Here is a 17,712-nt window from a genome sequence, read left to right as displayed (position 1 = left end):
TGCCGGCATGGACTACTCGCCGCCCGACCTGTCCGGCACCGTCGTCCTCGTCGCGGGCGCCACCCGCGGGGCGGGGCGGGGCATCGCCGTCGCGCTGGGCGCGGCCGGGGCCACGGTCTGGTGCACCGGCCGCAGCACCGCCGGTCGCCGCTCGGAGTACGACCGGCCCGAGACGGTCGAGGAGACCGCCGAGCTGGCCACCGCAGCCGGCGGCCGCGGGATCCCGGTGGTGTGCGACCACCTGGACCCGGCGCAGGTGGCCGCGCTGGTGGCGCGCATCGACGCGGAGTCCGGCCGCCTCGACGTCCTGGTCAACGACGTCTGGGGCGGCGACCCGCTGTTCCAGTGGGACGTCCCGCTGTGGGAGCACGACCTCGACCGGGGGCTGCGGCTGCTCCGGCTGGCCGTGGAGACCCACCTGGTCACCAGCGCGCACGCGCTGCCGCTGCTGATCCGCCGACCGGGCGGGCTGGTCGTCGAGGTGACCGACGGGACGCTCGCCTACAACGAGGCCACCTTCCGCGTCAGCGCCTACTACGACCTGGCCAAGTGGTCGGTGCTGCGGCTGGCCTTCATCCAGGCGCACGACCTGCGTCCGCACGGCGGGACGGCCGTCGCGCTCACCCCGGGCTGGCTGCGCTCGGAGGCGATGCTGGAGCTCTTCGGGGTGGCCGAGGCGAACTGGCGCGACGCGACCGCGACCGTGCCGCACTTCTGCATCTCCGAGAGCCCGACGTTCGTCGGCCGGGCGGTCGCCGCGCTCGCCGCCGACCCCGACCGTCCCCGCTGGTCGGGGCGGTCCACCTCCAGCGGGGAGCTGGCCCGCGTCTACGGCTTCCCCGACCTCGACGGCACGCAGCCCGACGCGTGGCGCTACGTCGTCGAGGTGCAGGACGCCGGCCGACCCGCCGGTGACGAGGGCTACAGATAGACGCTCACTAACCTGGAGGCGTGCCGAAGCTGCAGCTGCTCCCCGCCGTCGACGTCGCCGACGGTCAGGCCGTCCGTCTCGTGCAGGGGGAGGCCGGCAGCGAGACCGACTACGGCGACCCGCTCGAGGCGGCACTGACGTGGCAGCGGGACGGCGCCGAGTGGGTGCACCTGGTCGACCTCGACGCCGCCTTCGGCCGCGGCAGCAACCGCGAGCTGCTGGCCCGCGTGGTCGGCGAGCTGGACGTCGACGTCGAGCTCTCCGGCGGCATCCGGGACGACGAGTCGCTGGCCGCCGCGCTCGCCACGGGCTGCCGCCGGGTCAACCTCGGCACCGCGGCGCTCGAGTCGCCGGAGTGGTGCGCCCGGGCCATCGCCGAGCACGGCGACCGGATCGCCGTCGGCCTCGACGTCCGGGGCACCCGGCTGGCCGCCCGCGGCTGGACCCGCGAGGGCGGCGAGCTCTACGAGACGCTCGCCCGCCTCGACGCCGAGGGGTGCGCCCGCTACGTCGTCACCGACATCACCAAGGACGGCACGCTGCGCGGCCCCAACCTGGAGCTGCTGCGCGAGGTCTGCGCCGCCACCTCCCGCCCGGTGGTCGCCTCCGGCGGGGTCAGCTCGCTCGACGACATCCGGGCGCTGGCCGGGCTCACCGCCGTCGGCGTGGAGGGCGCGATCGTCGGCAAGGCCCTCTACGCCGGTGCCTTCACCCTGCCCGAGGCGCTGCGGGTGGCCTCCGGGGAGAACGGCATGGAGCTCGCGTGAGTGTCGTCCGGTTCGGGTCCGACGCCCCGTGGGAGGCGGTCGTCGGCTACAGCCGGGTCGTCGTCCACGGCGACATGGCGTGGGTGAGCGGCACGACGGCGACGGTGGACGGCGAGGTCGTGTGCCCCGGGGACGCCGCAGGCCAGACCCGCCAGGCGCTGGCCAACGTCGCCGAGGCGCTGGAGCGCGCCGGGTTCACCGTCGCCGACGTCGTGCGCACCCGCATGTACGTCACCGACATCGCGCGCTGGGAGGAGGTCGGGCGGGCGCACGGCGAGGTCTTCGGCGAGGTCCGCCCGGCGACGTCGATGGTGCAGGTGGCCGCCCTGATCGACCCGGCGATGCTGGTGGAGATCGAGGCCGACGCGGTGCGGAGGGCGGGGGCGTGAGCCTGGCCGTGCGGGTCATCCCGTGCCTGGACGTCGACGCCGGCCGGGTGGTCAAGGGCGTGAACTTCGTCGACCTGCGCGACGCCGGCGACCCGGTGGAGATGGCCCGCGTGTACGACGCGGAGGGCGCCGACGAGCTCACCTTCCTCGACATCACGGCCAGCTCCGGTGACCGGGAGACCACCTACGACGTCGTCCGCCGGACCGCGGAGAGCGTCTTCATCCCGCTGACCGTCGGCGGCGGCGTCCGCAGCGTCACCGACGTCGACCGGCTGCTGCGCGCCGGCGCGGACAAGGTCGCGGTCAACACCGCCGCCGTCGCCCGGCCGGAGCTGATCAGCGAGATCACCGACCGGTTCGGCAACCAGGTGCTCGTGCTCTCGCTCGACGCCCGCCGCTGCCGGGACGGCGCGGTCACCGACTCCGGCTTCGAGATCACCACGCACGGCGGACGGCGGGGCACCGGCCGCGACGCCGTGGAGTGGGTGGTGCAGGCCGCCGAGCTCGGCGTCGGCGAGGTGCTGCTGAACTCGATGGACGCCGACGGCACCCAGGCCGGGTTCGACCTGGAGCTGATCCGGGCGGTGCGCCGGGAGGTCACCGTGCCGGTCATCGCCAGCGGGGGAGCGGGCGAGCCCGAGCACTTCCCGCCCGCGGTCGAGGCCGGGGCCGACGCGGTGCTGGCCGCGAGCGTCTTCCACTTCGGCAAGCTGCGGATCGGTGAGGTGAAGGGCGCGCTGGCCGGCGCCGGCGTCCCCGTCCGCCGCGAGGCCGACACCCCGCTCGCGTAGCGGAGGCTCACGGCGCAGGAGAGCTGCGCCGTGAGCCTCCGCTCAGGTGATCTCGACGCGGGCGACGTCCTCGCGCCCGCCGGCCCACAGCAGCAGCTCCAGCGGCTCACCCTCGACGGTGGTGGCCGGCTCGGCCCGCGAGATCCGCCGGACCATGCCGGGCACGTCGCTGCGCCGCAGCCGCAGCCCGCCGGGCACCCGCCCGACCGCGCGGCGGGCGTAGAGGACCGCCGCGCCCCACAGCTCGTCCTGGTCGGCCCGGCTCAGGGGGCGGGGGGCCCAGTCCGGCTGGGCGCGGCGGGCGTCCTCGTGGTGGACGGCGAACTCGGCGGTGTTGACCAGCCGCGCCAGCAGCGGCCAGGCCAGCGGCGACCAGACCGGCGGCCCCGACCGCACCCGGGCCACGACGTCGGCGTAGGACGTCGACGCCCGCAGCCGGTCCTCCAGCCGGTGCGCCCACGCGGTCAGCGGCCGGCCCACCCCCAGCTGCTCGACGGCGAGGCCCGGCATCGCGTCCGCGCGCCGCTCGCGGACCACGAGGTGCGCGGCGAGGTGGGCCGTGGTCCACCCCGCGCAGCAGGTCGGCGCGTCGGGCCCGAGCCGGTCGAGCAGGTCGGCCAGGCCGGCGCGCTCGCGGTCGACGAGGGACCGGGAAGAGGAGGTCACCCGGCGAAGTTACCGACGGTGCGGAGCCGGGGACACCGGTCCGCGGGAGCGAGATGTCCGAGGCCCGTCGTACGGTCGCCGACGCCGCCCGAACGACGATCGAGGAGGACCGTGCCCCGCCGCCGAGAAGCCGTGGTCCGGCGAGGGGTGCGCCACATCGGGCGCGCCATCGCCGAGCAGCCGGGCATGTTCACCCTGGCCTTCCTCGCCAGCAGCCTCTACGGCGGGATGACCGTCGCCAGCGCCTACGTCGTCGGCGAGGTCACCGGCCGCGTCGTCCTCCCGGCGTTCGAGCAGGGGGCGACGACGGCCGCGGCGCTGACCCTGGCCGCGGTCGCCATCCTCGCGGTGGCCGTGCTCAAGATCCTCGGCATCCTCGGCCGGCGGCTGTTCGCCGGCGTCATGAGCTACCGGCTGCAGGCCTCCTACCGCCGCCGGGTGACCGGCCAGTACCTGCGGCTGCCGTTGTCCTGGCACCAGCGGCACCCGACCGGGCAGCTGCTGTCCAACGCGAACGCCGACGTCGAGGCCGCCTGGTTCTTCGTCGCCCCGCTGCCCTTCGCCTGCGGTGCGCTGGTGATGATCGCGATCACCGTGGTCGCCCTGGTCGCGACCGACCCGTGGCTGGCGCTGGTCGGCCTGGTCGTCTTCCCGCTGGTGTTCCTGGCCAACGCCGTCTACTCGCAGGTGATGAGCCCGCGCATGCAGCGGGCGCAGCAGCTGCGCGCCGAGGTCAGCGAGATCGCCCACGAGAGCTTCGACGCCGCCCTGGTGGTCAAGACCCTGGGCCGGGAGGACGTCGAGACCGCCCGCTTCACCGCCCGCGCCGAGGAGTTGCGCGACGGGCTGGTCGCGGTGGGCCGGGTGCGCGGCCTGTTCGACCCCCTGATGGAGGCGCTGCCCAACCTCGGCACGCTCGCCGTCCTGCTCATCGGGGCCCAGCGGGTCGCGGCCGGGGCCACCGACGCCGGCGACCTGGTCTCCATCGCGTACCTGTTCACGCTGCTGGCGCTGCCGATCCGGGCGATCGGCTGGGTGCTGGCCGACCTGCCGCGGGCGCTGGCGGGCTTCGACCGGGTCACCCCGGTCCTCGACGCCACCGGCGAGATCCCGCACGGGGACGACGCCGCCCCGCGCGGCACCGGGGGCGCCCGCCTCGGCCTGCGCGACGTCGGCTTCACCTTCGACGGCGTCGACGCACCCACGCTGGCGGGGATCACCTTCGACGTCGCCGCCGGCAGCACCGTCGCCGTCGTCGGCCCCACCGGGTCGGGCAAGTCGACGCTGGCCGGGCTGCTCGTGCGGCTGGTCGACCCCGGCACCGGGCGGGTGCTGCTCGACGGGGTCGACCTGCGGGCGTTGCGCGAGGGCGAGGTCAGCGGGCAGGCGGCGTTCGTCCCGCAGGGCACCTTCCTCTTCGACGACACCGTGCGCGGCAACGTCACCCTCGGCGGCGACTTCTCCGACGCGGAGGTCCGGGCGGCGCTGCGGGTGGCCGCCGCCGAGGAGTTCGTGGACCGGCTCCCCGAGGGCCTCGACACCCGCGTGGGCGAGCGCGGCGCCTCGCTGTCCGGCGGCCAGCGGCAGCGCCTGGCCCTGGCCCGCGCCGTCGTCCGCCGGCCGCGCCTGCTGGTGCTCGACGACGCGACCAGCGCCGTCGACCCCGCGGTGGAGGCCCGCATCCTCGACGCCCTCCGCGCCGCCGACCGGCCCTCGACGGTGGTCGTGGTCGCCTACCGCCAGGCGACGATCGCGCTCGCCGACGAGGTGGTCTGGCTCGAGGGCGGCCGGGTGCTCGCCCGGGGCGACCACGAGCAGCTGCTCGCCGAGGTGCCCGGCTACGCGGCCCTCGTGCGGGCGTACGCGCAGACGGAGGTGGCGGCATGACCGCGCTCGCCGAGCACCGCGAGGAGGGGGCGCTGGCCACCCTCCGCCGCGGCCTGCGGATGATGCCGGAGTTCCGCCGCGGCCTGCCGGCCACCTTCGCCCTGGCCCTGGTCGCGACCGCCGGGAGGGTGGTCGTGCCGATCGCCGTCCAGCAGGTCATCGACCGCGGCCTGTCGGGTCCGGGCGGGCCGGACCTCGACCTGGTGCGCGACCTCGTGCTGCTGTGCGCGCTCGTCGTCGTGCTCACCGCGGTGGCGGTGTACCGGATGAACGTCCGGCTGTTCCGGACGACGGAGACGGCGCTGGCCGGGCTGCGCTCGCAGGCGTTCCGCCACGTCCACGACCTCTCGGTGCTCCACCAGCAGGGCCAGCGGCGCGGGTCTCTGGTCTCCCGGGTCACCAGCGACGTCGACCAGCTCTCCACGTTCATGCAGTGGGGCGGCGTGCTCGGCGTGGTGAGCGTCGGGCAGCTGCTCGTGGCCACCGTGGTGATGGCCGTCTACTCCTGGCAGCTGACCCTGCTGGTGCTCGTCTGCTTCGTGCCCCTGGCGGTCGCCGTCCGGTTCTTCGCCCGGCGGCTGGCGGTCGTCTACGGCGTGGTCCGCGAGCGGGTGGGCGACGTGCTGGCCGCGGTCTCCGAGGCCGTCGTCGGGGCGGCCACGGTGCGGGCCTACGGCATCCGCGAGCGCACCGCGGGCCGCCTCGACCGCGCCGTCGACCGGCACTACCGGGCGCAGGTCTCCGCGCAGCGCACGACGGCCGCGGTGTTCGTCAGCGGCGAGTTCGTCGCCGCGGTCGCCAACGCGGCGGTGGTCGTCGTCGGCGTGCTGCTCGGTGTGGGCGGCCACCTGACCGCCGGCACCCTCGTGGCGTTCCTCTTCCTCGTGACCCTGTTCGTCGCCCCGGTGCAGACCGCCAGCGAGGTGCTCAACGAGGCGCAGAACGCCGTCGCCGGGTTCCGCCGCGTGCTCGACGTGCTCGAGACCGAGCCCGACGTCCGCGACCCGGCGGTGGCCGACCCCGCCGGGGCGAGGGAGCTGCCGGCCGGCCCGCTGGGGGTGCGGTTCGAGCACGTCACCTTCCGGTACGCGCCCGGCGCCCGGCCGGCCCTCGACGACGTCCACCTGGACATCGCCCCGCGCCGGCGGGTGGCCATCGTGGGGGAGACCGGCTCGGGCAAGACCACCTTCGCCAAGCTGGTCACCCGCCTCATGGACCCCACCGCCGGCCGGGTCCTGCTCGGCGACGACGCCACCGGCTGGGTGCCGCTGGACCGGGTCTCGTTCGCGTCCCTGCGGCGGCGGGTCGTCATGGTGCCGCAGGACGGCTTCCTGTTCGACGCCACCATCGCCGACAACGTGCGCTACGGCCGCCCCGGGCTGTCCGACGCCGAGGTGCTGGCCGCCTTCGACGACCTCGGCCTGGGGCCCTGGGTGGCCGGGCTCGCCGGCGGCGTGGCCACCCGCGTCGGGCAGCGCGGGGAGTCGCTGTCCGCGGGGGAGCGGCAACTGGTCGCCGTCGCCCGCGCCTACGTCGCCGACCCGGACCTCCTGGTGCTCGACGAGGCGACCAGCGCGGTGGACCCGGCGACCGAGCAGCGGCTGACCCGAGCCCTGGACACCCTCACCGACGGCCGGACGACGCTGACGATCGCGCACCGGCTGTCGACCGCCGAGCGCGCCGACGAGGTGCTCGTCGTCGACGCCGGCCGGGTCGTCCAGCGCGGCACCCACGCCGACCTGGTGGACGCCGAGGGCCCCTACGCGCGGCTGCACGCCTCCTGGCGGCGCTCCTCGGCCGGGGAACCGCAGCCGACCCCCTGAGGCCGGTGCCGCGCGGCCACGGCCACGGCAGCGCCCACCGGTGGCCCGGGCGCCCTAGCCTGCGCAGCATGCCCACACCCACGGCCCGGCGCCCGGCACCCGACGTCCCGCCGTCCGACCCGCGCATGCCGGGCCTCGCACTGGCCGCGGGTGCCGTGGGCATCGTCGGGGTGCTGCCGCCGGCCTTCGTCGCGGTGCTGGCCGTGGCCCTGGGCGGGCTGGCCGCCGACACCGGCCCGGACCCGTGGACCTACCTGCTCCTCGTGGCGCCGTTCGTGCAGCTGTGGGGGGCGCTGTGGCTGCTGGCCCGCCGGGGCTGGCTGCTGCTGGTCCTGTCGGTCCTGCCGGTCGCCGTGCTCACCGGCGCCGTCATCTGGGCCGCGGCGCAGGCCGAGGAGTCCGGCGGGCTGGGCTGGCCGCTGCTGCTGCTGGTCCTCCCCGTGGTGGCGGCCGTGCTGGCGGTGACGCCGCGCGTGCGCCGGTGGATCGCCGGCCGCCCGCGCCGCGCCCGCTGAGCCCACGGCGCGCCGCCCACAGCTGACGGCCAGGCTGCGGCCCTACCCTGCCTGCATGGCGTCGTCCTCCTCGCGGAGCCGGGCGGCCACACGGCGCTCACCCCGCCCGGCGCCCCGGCCGGTCCCGGGTCCGACGGTCGCTGCGGCAGCCCGCGGGCGCCCGCTGCTCGCGCCCTTCGCCGCGGTGTTCGGGGTGCTGGTCGCCGCCGAGGACGTCTTCCTCGGGTACCTGCTGTGGGAGCCCGACCGCGGGTGGCACTGGTACGTGGTGGGCGCCGCCCTCCTGGCCGGCTGGGCCACCGTGGGCGCGGCGATGGTGTGGCTCGGCCGGGACCACGGGTGGCTGGTGCTGGCCGGCGCGAGCCTGCTGCCGCTGCTGCTCCTGATCGGGCTGGTCGTCCTCTTCGGCGTCCTCGGCGCCGGGTCGGCGATGTGGTGGGCGGTGCTGCTGCTGGTCGGGCCGATCGGCTGCCTCGTGATCACCCTGCGCCGCCCGATCCGGCAGTGGACCCGCCCCGCCCGGGCGACGATCCCCCTCCAGCGCGACCGCCGGAGCGCACGCGCCCGATAGCGTGCGCCCGTGGTCGACACTGACGTCGTCGTGGTGGGTGCGGGGCTGGCCGGGCTGGTCGCCACCGCCGAGCTGGCCGACGCCGGCAAGCGGGTGGTGCTGCTCGAGCAGGAGCCGGAGGCATCCCTCGGCGGGCAGGCCTGGTGGTCCTTCGGCGGGCTGTTCCTCGTCGACTCCCCGGAACAGCGCCGGTTGCGCGTGCGCGACTCCCTGGAGCTGGCCCGGCAGGACTGGTTCGGCACCGCCGGGTTCGACCGCGACGAGGACCACTGGCCGCGGCGGTGGGCCGAGGCCTACCTGCAGTTCGCGGCGGGGGAGAAGCGGGCCTGGCTGCGTGAGCAGGGCGTCGGGTTCTTCCCGGTCGTCGGCTGGGCCGAGCGCGGCGGGTACACCGCCACCGGCCACGGCAACTCCGTGCCGCGCTTCCACGTCGTCTGGGGCACCGGGCCCGGCCTGGTCGAGCCGTTCGCCCGCCGGGTGCGCGCCGCCGTCGACCGCGGTCTGGTGGAGCTCCGCTTCCGCCACCGGGTGGACGAGCTCGTGGTGAGCGACGGCGCCGTCACCGGCGTGCGCGGCGGGGTCCTCGAGCCCAGCGACGCCGCCCGGGGGCAGGCCAGCTCGCGGGTCGAGGTCGGCCCCTTCGAGATCGGCGCGCAGGCCGTCGTCGTCACCTCCGGCGGGATCGGCGGCAACCCCGACCTGGTCCGCCGGAACTGGCCGGCCCGGCTGGGCCCCGCGCCGCAGCGGCTGCTGGCCGGCGTCCCGGCACACGTCGACGGCCGGATGCTGGAGGCCAGCGAGGCCGCCGGCGCCAACCTGATCAACCGCGACCGCATGTGGCACTACACCGAGGGCATCGCCAACCACTCGCCGGTCTGGGAGCGGCACGGCATCCGGATCCTGCCCGGGCCGTCGTCCCTGTGGCTCGACGCCACCGGCCGGCGGCTCCCGGTGCCGCTGTTCCCCGGCTTCGACACCCTCGGCACGTTGGCCCACATCGGGCAGACGGGGTACGAGCACACCTGGTTCGTCGCGACCAAGAAGATCGTGGAGAAGGAGTTCGCCCTCTCCGGCTCCGAGCAGAACCCCGACCTGACCGGCAAGGACGTCAAGCTGCTGCTCAACCGGGTCAGGGCCGGCGTCTCCGGGCCGGTGCAGGCGTTCCTGGACCGGGGCGAGGACTTCGTCGTCGCCCCGACGCTGCCGGAGCTGGTGGCGGGGATGAACCGCATCACCGGCGGGACGCCGGAGCTGGACCTCGGCACGGTGGAGCGGGAGATCGTCTGTCGCGACCGCGCCATCGCCAACGAGTTCGGCAAGGACCTGCAGATCACCGCGGTCCGGGGTGCCCGCCAGTACCTGGGCGACAAGCTGATCCGGGTGGCCCCGCCGCACCGGCTGCTGGACCCCGACGCCGGCCCGCTGATCGCGGTGCGGCTCAACCTGCTCACCCGCAAGACCCTCGGCGGTCTGGAGACCGACCTCTCCGGGCGGGTGCTGCGGGCCGGCGGCGCGGTCTTCCCCGGTCTGTACGCGGCGGGGGAGGTGGCCGGGTTCGGGGGCGGCGGCATGCACGGCTACCGCTCGCTGGAGGGCACCTTCCTCGGCGGCTGCCTCTTCTCGGGGCGGGTCGCGGGCCGGGCCCTGGCGGCCGCGCTGTGAGAGCGACGCGCGAGGGAGCATCGCAGGGAGCGCAGCGACCGAGGAGCGGATCGAGCGCGGAGCCGAACGAGGTGCCCTGTGACCGCACCGCGTGACCCGTGGTCGGACCCGGCCACGGAGACCGAGCACGGCGCCCCCTACGCCGGCCCGCCGCCCACCGCGGCCGTCCCGCCCTGGCCCGGCCCGCCCTACGGCGCGCCCGGTCCGGCCGGCTGGCCTCCCTACGGGGCCTACGGCACGCCCTACGCCCCCTACGGTCCGCCGTGGCCGCCCCCGCCGGCCGGGCCCCGGCGCCCCGGGCAGGTGGTCGCCGCCGCCGTGCTGGCGTTCGTGCAGGCCGCCGGGGTGACGGTGGCGTCGGCCTACGTCTTCCTCGTGGCCTCGCTGTTCGCGCTGGCCGAGGGGGAGCCCGGGTTCCCCGGCGACGGCGACGCGCTGGCCAGGGAGGCGACCGCGCTGGCCGCCGTCCAGATCGCCTCGGTGATCGCCCTCGTCGTCGGCGGGGTCATGGTGCTCAACCGCCGCAGCCGGGCCGCCCGCCGGACCCTGGTCGTCGCGCTGGGCGCCCAGGTCGCGCTGGCCGCCTACTGGGCGGTGCGGCTGTTCGACATGCTCGACCAGATGCCCGGCGCCGATCCGTCGGCGGTGCTCCTGTTCGGTGTCTTCTGCTTCGCCGCCGGGCCGGCGGTCGCCCTGGGGCTGCTGGCCGGGCGCCCCTCCCGCGAGTGGTTCGCCGCCGGCCGGCAGGGAGAGCCGGCATCGAGCCGGTGACCGGCGCGGACGTCCCCGGGTGGGACGATCGGGGGCATGTCCGTCGTCCCCGCCCCCGAGTCCGCCCTGGACCCGGCCGTCGCCGCGCTGCTGCGCCGTGACGACGCCGGCCTGGTCGCCGCCGTCGTCCAGCAGCACGACACCGGTGAGGTGCTCATGGTCGCCTGGATGGACGACGAGGCGCTGCACCGCACGCTGACCACCGGGCGGGCCACCTACTGGTCACGCAGCCGGCAGGAGTACTGGGTGAAGGGCGAGACCTCCAGCCACCGCCAGTGGGTCCGCGACGTGCGCCTGGACTGCGACGGCGACGCCCTCCTGCTGCTCGTCGACCAGGAGGGCCCGGCCTGCCACACCGGCGCGCGCAGCTGCTTCTCCCACCCCCTGGAGGTGACCCGTGCGGCTCGGTGAGACCACTCCGTCGCGGGACGAGTTCGCCGCCCTCGACCAGCCGGTCGTCCCGGTCACCCGGCGGCTCCTGGCCGACGGCGAGACCGCCGTCGGCATCTACCGCAAGCTGGCCGGCAACCGGCCCGGCACCGTGCTCCTGGAGTCGGCCGAGCAGGGCAAGCGGTGGGCCCGGTACAGCTTCGTGGGGGTCCGCAGCGCCGGCGTCCTCACCGAGCGGGACGGCGTCACGCAGTGGCTCGGGCAGCCGCTGCCGGGCCTGACCGACGACCTCCCGGACGACCCGCTGGCCGCCGTCCGGACGCTGGCCCGGCGGCTCCGCTCGCCGCGCACCGAGGGCCTGCCCCCGCTGACCGGCGGCCTGGTCGGGTACCTCGGCTACGACGTCGTCCGCCGGCTGGAGCGGCTGCCGGTCCTGGCCACCGACGACCTGGGCATGCCCGAGCTCGCGATGACGCTCGTCACCGACCTGGCCGTGCTGGACCACAGCGACGGCACCGTGCTGCTGATCGCCAACGCGTTCGCCGGGGTGGCTGGGGTGGGTGGCCAGCATGGCGCGGGGGAGGACGGCACCGGGTGGGACGACGCGGTCGCCCGGCTCGACGCGATGGCCGCGGACCTGACCAAGGCCGCCCCTCCGGGGGTGGCCACCTTCGCCACCGCCGAGGCGCCGCCGGTGGTCAGCAACATGGCGCCGGGGGTGTTCGAGGACGGCGTGGAGCGGGTCCGGGAGCACATCCGGGCCGGTGACGCGTTCCAGGTCGTCCTGGCCCAGCGCTTCGAGGTGGCCACCGAGGTCGACGCGCTCGACCTCTACCGGGTGCTGCGGGCGACCAACCCCTCGCCGTACATGTACCTGCTGCGCTTCGCCGGGCGCGAGACGCCGTTCGACGTCGTCGGCTCCTCGCCGGAGGCGCTGGTGACGGTGACCGGCTCGTCGGCCGTCGTCCACCCGCCGGCCGGCACCCGCCCGCGCGGCGCGACCCCCGACGAGGACGCCCGGCTGGCCGAGGGCCTGCTGGCCGACCCCAAGGAGCGCGCCGAGCACGTCATGCTGGTCGACCTGGCCCGCAACGACCTGGGCCGGGTGTGCGTGCCGGGCACGGTCGAGGTGCCCGACTTCATGCGGGTCGAGCACTACAGCCACGTCATGCACCTGGTGTCCACCGTCGCCGGTGAGGTCGACGCCCAGTGGGACGCCCTGGACGTCTTCGACGCCACGTTCCCGGCGGGCACCGTCTCCGGTGCCCCCAAGCCGCGGGCGATGGAGATCATCGAGACGCTGGAGCCGACCCGCCGCGCGCTGTACGCGGGCACCGTCGGCTACGTCGACGCCAGCGGGGACCTCGACATGGCCATCGCCATCCGGACGGCGGTGCTGCACCAGGGGCGGGCCTACGTGCAGGCCGGCGCCGGCGTCGTCGCCGACAGCGACGCCGCCACCGAGGAGGCCGAGACCCGCCACAAGGCCCGCGCCGTCCTGTCGGCGATCGCGACGGCCGAGGGGATGCGGGAGCTGCCGTGAGCCGGCCGCGGCGGAGGTCCGACGGCGAGCGCCGGCGAGCGAGGAGCGGAGCGCTGCGCGGGAGCGGACCGTGGGCGCCGTGAGCTCCCCGCCCGGCCGGGCCCGGCGCGAGCTGACCCTGGCGGTGGCCGGTGCCGCGCTGGCCGGTGGGCTGGCCCTCTCCGCCGGCGGCCAGACCTGGACGACCGCCACGCTGCGCCGCCCGGCCCCGCTGCCGCCGACCACCACGGAGCTGACCGGCGCCACGCTCGCGCCGCTGGTGCCGGCCGGCGGGCTGCTGCTCCTGGCCGCCGCGGTGGCGCTGCTGGCCGTCCGCGGCGCCGGGCGGGCCACGCTCGGCCTCCTGGTCGCGCTCACCGGGGGCGTGCTCGGCTGGTCGGGCCTGCGGGCGCTGGCCGGCGACGCCGACGCCGCCGCGGCCGCCGCCGTCGGCCCCGGGACGCCCGGCAGCGAGCTCACCGCCCAGGTGCACGCCGCGTGGCCGGTGCTCGCGCTGCTGGCCGGCGTCGTCGCCGTGCTGGCCGGCCTGCTCACCGTGCTGCGCGGCCGCGACTGGCCGGGCATGGGCCGCCGCTACGAGCGGACGCCGGAGGCCGGCGTGTCCGCACCCGCGCGGCCCCGCACCGACGAGGACCGCGCCCTCGACGCCTGGCGGGCCCTGGACCGCGGCGAGGACCCGACCGAGCCCGGTGGACGCGAACCCTGAGCGCTACCCACGCCCGGTTGCCGCCAATCGCCTGACCGCCGTGTCGGGCGCCCCCGCGGGCGGGGGAGCCCCGCGCCGCCTCTACAGTGGGTGTGCGGGCCCGGTCGAGACCGGTCCGGACCGCCCGGCCAGACCGACGATCAGCGGGAGGACACGTGTCCGTGCTCGACGAGATCGTCGCCGGTGTACGAGAAGACCTGGCGGCGCGCGAGGCCCTCACCCCGCTGAGCGAGGTCAAGGCCGCCGCGCAGGACGCCCGGCCGGCGCTCGACGCCCTGGCCGCCCTGCGCGCCCCCGGCGTCGGGGTCATCGCCGAGGTGAAGCGGCAGAGCCCGTCGAAGGGCGCCCTCGCGGCGATCCCCGACCCGGCCGTCCTGGCCGCGCAGTACGCCGACGGCGGGGCGCGGGTGATCAGCGTGCTCACCGAGCGGCGCCGCTTCGGTGGGTCGCACGCCGACCTCGCCGCCGTGCGGGCCGCCGTCGACGTGCCGATCCTGTGCAAGGACTTCATCGTCAGCAGCTACCAGGTGCACGAGGCCCGCGCGCACGGTGCCGACGTCGTCCTGCTCATCGTCGCGGCGCTGGAGCAGAACGCGCTCGTGGGCCTGCTCGAGCGGGTCGAGTCCCTGGGCATGACCGCGCTGGTGGAGGTGCACACCGAGGCCGAGGCCGACCGGGCCCTGGCCGCCGGTGCCGCCGTCATCGGCGTCAATGCCCGCGACCTCACCACGCTCGAGGTCGACCGCTCCACCTTCGAGCGCATCGCCCCGGGGCTGCCCTCGGGCGTGGTCAAGGTCGCCGAGTCCGGCGTCCGCGGGCCGCACGACCTGATCGGCTACGCCGCCGCGGGGGCCGACGCCGTCCTCGTCGGCGAGGGTCTGGTCACCGCCGGCGACGCCCGCCAGGCGGTCGCCGACCTGGTCACCGCGGGGTCCCACCCCGCGACCCCGCGCACGAGTCGCTGAGGAGAAGGGCCCTCCTGCCCCCACCGCTCGCACGCTCGCGGCGGGCCCCTGCAGGAGGGTCAGGCCACCGCGGGAGCGGCGCCGCGTGGCGTCGCCGCGGAGGCCGGCGACACGTCCCGGCGACCCCTGCACCACCGGCGCGTCCCGGCGCGGGACACTGGGGGCATGACGACGACCAGCCCACCGCAGCCCGAGGACCAGCTCCTTCCGGCGCGCCCGGGCTGGCCCGACGCCACGGGCCACTTCGGGGCCTTCGGCGGCCGCTTCGTCCCCGAGGCGCTGATCGCCGCGCTCGACGAGCTCACCGAGGCCTACGAGGCGATGCGGGTCGACCCGGCCTTCCTCGCGGAGTTCGACCGGCTGCAGCGGGACTACACCGGCCGCCCGAGCCCGGTCACCGAGGTGCCGAAGTTCGCCGAGCACGCCGGCGGCGCCCGCGTGCTGCTCAAGCGCGAGGACCTCAACCACACCGGCTCGCACAAGATCAACAACGTGCTGGGCCAGGCCCTGCTCACCAAGCGCATCGGCAAGACCCGCGTGATCGCCGAGACCGGGGCCGGTCAGCACGGCGTGGCCACCGCCACGGCCGCCGCGCTCATGGGGCTGTCCTGCACCGTCTACATGGGCGAGGAGGACACCCGCCGGCAGGCGCTCAACGTCGCCCGGATGCGGCTGCTCGGCGCCGAGGTCATCCCGGTGAGCACCGGCTCCCGCACCCTCAAGGACGCGATCAACGAGGCGTTCCGCGACTGGGTCACCAACGTGGAGACGACGAACTACGTCTTCGGCACCGTCGCCGGCCCGCACCCGTTCCCGGCGATGGTCCGCGACTTCCAGCGGGTCATCGGCGACGAGGCGCGCGCCCAGGTGCTCGAGCGGGAGGGCCGGCTGCCCGACGCCGTCCTGGCCTGCGTGGGCGGCGGGTCCAACGCGATCGGCATCTTCACCGCGTTCGTGCCCGACGAGGGGGTGCGCCTGGTGGGCCTGGAGGCCGGTGGGGACGGCGTCGAGACCGGTCGGCACGCCGCGACGATCACCGGCGGGTCGCCGGGCGTGCTGCACGGCGCCCGCTCGTACCTGCTGCAGGACGACAACGGCCAGACGATCGAGTCGCACTCGATCAGCGCCGGCCTGGACTACCCCGGGGTCGGCCCGGAGCACTCCTTCCTGCACAGCACCGGCCGCGCCGAGTACCGGCCGGTCACCGACGCCGAGGCCATGGAGGCCTTCGCGCTGCTGTGCCGCACCGAGGGCATCATCCCGGCGATCGAGTCGGCGCACGCCCTCGCCGGCGCGCTGCAGCTCGGCAAGGAGCTGGGGTCGGACGCGCTGCTGCTGGTGAACCTCTCCGGCCGCGGCGACAAGGACGTCGAGACGGCGTCGAAGTGGTTCGGCCTCGGCGACCGCGAGGACGTCGACCCGGGACCGGGCCTGGACACCGACCAGCAGCCCACCGAGGGCGCGGTCAGCAACGACGAGGCCGTCGCCGGCCAGGACGCGGGAGAGACGGCGTGAGTCTGTTGGCAGACCGGATCGCGGCGGCACGGGGGGAGGGGCGCTCGGCGCTGGTGGCCTACCTGCCGGTCGGCTACCCCGACGTGGACGCCTCGATCGAGGCCATGGTCGCCATGGTGGAGGGCGGGGCCGACGTCGTCGAGGTCGGCGTCCCCTACAGCGACCCGGGCATGGACGGTCCGGTGATCCAGCGGGCCGTCGACCCGGCCGTCCGCGCGGGCGTCGGGATGCGCGACGCGCTGCGCGCGGTCGAGGCGGTCGCCGCCGCGGGCGCGGTGCCCGTGGTCATGAGCTACTGGAACCCGATCGAGCGCTACGGCGTCGACCGGTTCGCCACCGACCTGGCCGCCGCCGGGGGAGCGGGGGCCATCACCCCCGACCTCATCCCCGACGAGGCGACCGGGTGGATCGCCGCCGCCGAGCGCGCCGACCTCGACCGCGTGTTCCTCGTGGCGCCGTCGTCCACCGACGCCCGGCTGGTGTCCACGACCGCCGCCTGCCGGGGCTTCGTCTACGCCGCCTCCACCATGGGCGTCACCGGCACCCGCGCCACCGTCGGCGACGCGGCGGAGAAGCTGGTCGCCCGGACCCGCGCGGCCGCCCCCGACCTCGCGGTCTGCGTGGGCCTGGGGGTCTCCGACGGCGACCAGGCCGCCGAGGTGGCCGCCTTCGCCGACGGCGTCATCGTCGGGTCGGCGTTCGTGCGCACGCTGCTCGACGGCCGCGGCGCCGACGGCGTCCGGGCGCTGGCCGCCGAGCTCGCCGAGGGTGTCCGCCGCCGGGCGGGGGCGCCCGCGTGATCCCGCTGGCCGCCATCCCCAGCCCCACCCAGGGCGTCTGGGAGCTCGGCCCGCTCCCGATCCGCGCCTACGCGCTGTGCATCATCGCCGGCATCGTCGCCGCGATCTGGCTGACCGACCGGCGCTGGCGGGCCCGCGGCGGGGCGGAGGGCGACGTCCTGGACATCGCCGTCTGGGCGGTGCCCTTCGGCATCATCGGGGGCCGGCTCTACCACGTCATCACCAGTCCCCGGGCCTACTTCGGCGAGGGCGGCGACCCGCTGCGCGCCTTCGCCATCTGGGAGGGCGGCCTGGGCATCTGGGGGGCCATCGCCCTCGGCGGCGTGGGTGCCTGGATCGCCTGCCGCCGCCGCGGCATCCCGCTGCCGGCCTTCGCCGACGCGCTGGCGCCCGGGCTGCTGGTCGCCCAGGCCATCGGCCGGCTGGGCAACTGGTTCAACAACGAGCTCTACGGCGGCCCGACGGACCTGCCCTGGGCCCTGACCATCTACGACTGGGACGGCACCGGGGCGGTCGTGGGCGCCGACGGGCAGCCGGTGGTGCTGGGCACGTTCCACCCGACGTTCCTCTACGAGCTGCTGTGGAACCTCGCCGCGGCCGCCCTGGTCATCTGGGCCGACCGCCGGTTCCGGCTCGGCCACGGCCGCGCGTTCGCCCTCTACGTGGCCAGCTACTGCGCCGGCCGGCTGTGGATCGAACTGCTGCGCACCGACCCGGCGGAGCACTTCTTCGGCGTCCGGCTCAACGTCTTCACATCGGTCATCGTCGGCCTGCTCGCGGTGGCGTACATGGTGTGGCAGCGAGGGCGCCCGCGCGAGGTGATCACCCGGGGACGTGACACTTCTGACACCGCCGGCCGCGACCGCGGGCCCGACGCGGCGTCGCCGGTGGTCGCCCCCGGCGGCGGCGATCCGGTGGACGGCGAACCCGCTGGTGAGGACGATCACGGGCGTCGCACGGAGAGTTGAGCGGGACGCGCCGGGTCGATGTTTGTCGGTGTGAGGCCAGTGTTACGTCTGT

Annotated in this window: 18 protein-coding genes; 17 read left to right on the top strand and 1 reads right to left on the bottom strand. The window is 76.2% G+C overall.

Features of this window, described 5'->3' with window-relative positions:
* Positions 1–7 precede the first annotated feature (7 nt).
* The 4 genes from ACI78Q_RS18515 to hisF are packed head-to-tail and all read left to right on the top strand — an operon-like array spanning position 8 to position 2,878.
* Positions 8–931 carry an SDR family oxidoreductase gene (locus ACI78Q_RS18515; RefSeq protein WP_456924903.1) on the top strand — a complete coding sequence of 308 codons (924 nt, stop codon included), beginning with the start codon at positions 8–10 and terminating at the stop codon, positions 929–931.
* Between the two features lie 20 nt (positions 932–951).
* Positions 952–1,698 carry a bifunctional 1-(5-phosphoribosyl)-5-((5-phosphoribosylamino)methylideneamino)imidazole-4-carboxamide isomerase/phosphoribosylanthranilate isomerase PriA gene (gene priA, locus ACI78Q_RS18510; protein WP_456924902.1) on the top strand — a complete coding sequence of 249 codons (747 nt, stop codon included), beginning with the start codon at positions 952–954 and terminating at the stop codon, positions 1,696–1,698.
* Positions 1,695–2,087 (top strand): RidA family protein, encoded by a 393-nt coding sequence (locus ACI78Q_RS18505; RefSeq protein WP_456924901.1) that lies wholly within the window; start codon positions 1,695–1,697, stop codon positions 2,085–2,087. The genes priA and ACI78Q_RS18505 overlap by 4 nt, the downstream gene beginning before the upstream one ends.
* Positions 2,084–2,878, top strand: a complete 795-nt coding sequence (gene hisF / locus ACI78Q_RS18500) for an imidazole glycerol phosphate synthase subunit HisF (protein ID WP_456924900.1) — start codon at positions 2,084–2,086, stop codon at positions 2,876–2,878. Before ACI78Q_RS18505 ends, hisF begins: the two co-directional genes overlap by 4 nt.
* A 42-nt stretch (positions 2,879–2,920) precedes the next feature.
* Here the strand turns inward: hisF and ACI78Q_RS18495 are convergent, their stop codons facing one another.
* Positions 2,921–3,544, bottom strand: coding sequence for a TIGR03085 family metal-binding protein (locus ACI78Q_RS18495; RefSeq protein ID WP_456924899.1), 624 nt, complete (start codon positions 3,542–3,544; stop codon positions 2,921–2,923).
* 111 nt (positions 3,545–3,655) lie between these two features.
* Here ACI78Q_RS18495 and ACI78Q_RS18490 point away from each other — a divergent pair, with 111 nt between their 5' ends.
* From ACI78Q_RS18490 to lgt, 13 genes are all read left to right on the top strand, one after another.
* A complete protein-coding gene (locus ACI78Q_RS18490; protein WP_456924898.1) occupies positions 3,656–5,431 on the top strand; it encodes an ABC transporter ATP-binding protein in 1,776 nt (591 codons plus the stop codon).
* On the top strand, positions 5,428–7,254 hold the full coding sequence (locus ACI78Q_RS18485) for an ABC transporter ATP-binding protein (protein ID WP_456924897.1): 1,827 nt from the start codon (positions 5,428–5,430) through the stop codon (positions 7,252–7,254). Before ACI78Q_RS18490 ends, ACI78Q_RS18485 begins: the two co-directional genes overlap by 4 nt.
* A 68-nt stretch (positions 7,255–7,322) precedes the next feature.
* Positions 7,323–7,769 carry a hypothetical protein gene (locus tag ACI78Q_RS18480; protein ID WP_456924896.1) on the top strand — a complete coding sequence of 149 codons (447 nt, stop codon included), beginning with the start codon at positions 7,323–7,325 and terminating at the stop codon, positions 7,767–7,769.
* 55 nt (positions 7,770–7,824) lie between these two features.
* The gene (locus ACI78Q_RS18475) at positions 7,825–8,340 is read left to right on the top strand and encodes a hypothetical protein (RefSeq protein ID WP_456924895.1); all 516 of its coding nucleotides are present in this window, start codon (positions 7,825–7,827) and stop codon (positions 8,338–8,340) included.
* 9 nt (positions 8,341–8,349) lie between these two features.
* The gene (locus ACI78Q_RS18470) at positions 8,350–10,002 is read left to right on the top strand and encodes an FAD-binding dehydrogenase (protein ID WP_456924894.1); all 1,653 of its coding nucleotides are present in this window, start codon (positions 8,350–8,352) and stop codon (positions 10,000–10,002) included.
* 78 nt (positions 10,003–10,080) lie between these two features.
* On the top strand, positions 10,081–10,773 hold the full coding sequence (locus ACI78Q_RS18465) for a hypothetical protein (protein ID WP_456924893.1): 693 nt from the start codon (positions 10,081–10,083) through the stop codon (positions 10,771–10,773).
* A gap of 36 nt (positions 10,774–10,809) precedes the next feature.
* Positions 10,810–11,184, top strand: a complete 375-nt coding sequence (gene hisI / locus ACI78Q_RS18460) for a phosphoribosyl-AMP cyclohydrolase (protein ID WP_456924892.1) — start codon at positions 10,810–10,812, stop codon at positions 11,182–11,184.
* Positions 11,171–12,706, top strand: a complete 1,536-nt coding sequence (locus ACI78Q_RS18455; protein WP_456924891.1) for an anthranilate synthase component I — start codon at positions 11,171–11,173, stop codon at positions 12,704–12,706. Before hisI ends, ACI78Q_RS18455 begins: the two co-directional genes overlap by 14 nt.
* 79 nt (positions 12,707–12,785) lie before the next feature.
* On the top strand, positions 12,786–13,412 hold the full coding sequence (locus tag ACI78Q_RS18450; protein WP_456924890.1) for a Trp biosynthesis-associated membrane protein: 627 nt from the start codon (positions 12,786–12,788) through the stop codon (positions 13,410–13,412).
* Between the two features lie 155 nt (positions 13,413–13,567).
* Complete coding sequence (gene trpC, locus ACI78Q_RS18445; RefSeq protein WP_456924889.1) at positions 13,568–14,377, top strand: indole-3-glycerol phosphate synthase TrpC; 810 nt, start codon at positions 13,568–13,570, stop codon at positions 14,375–14,377.
* Positions 14,378–14,542: 165 nt separating this feature from the next.
* Positions 14,543–15,892, top strand: a complete 1,350-nt coding sequence (gene trpB / locus ACI78Q_RS18440) for a tryptophan synthase subunit beta (RefSeq protein ID WP_456924888.1) — start codon at positions 14,543–14,545, stop codon at positions 15,890–15,892.
* A complete protein-coding gene (trpA, locus tag ACI78Q_RS18435; RefSeq protein ID WP_456924887.1) occupies positions 15,889–16,692 on the top strand; it encodes a tryptophan synthase subunit alpha in 804 nt (267 codons plus the stop codon). Before trpB ends, trpA begins: the two co-directional genes overlap by 4 nt.
* Positions 16,689–17,660 carry a prolipoprotein diacylglyceryl transferase gene (gene lgt, locus ACI78Q_RS18430; RefSeq protein ID WP_456924886.1) on the top strand — a complete coding sequence of 324 codons (972 nt, stop codon included), beginning with the start codon at positions 16,689–16,691 and terminating at the stop codon, positions 17,658–17,660. Before trpA ends, lgt begins: the two co-directional genes overlap by 4 nt.
* The last annotated feature ends 52 nt before the right edge of the window (positions 17,661–17,712 follow it).

Source organism: Geodermatophilus sp. SYSU D00705 (genome assembly GCF_054050135.1).
Note: the sequence above shows the minus strand (reverse complement) of the source record. Positions and strands in the feature narration are given on the sequence as shown.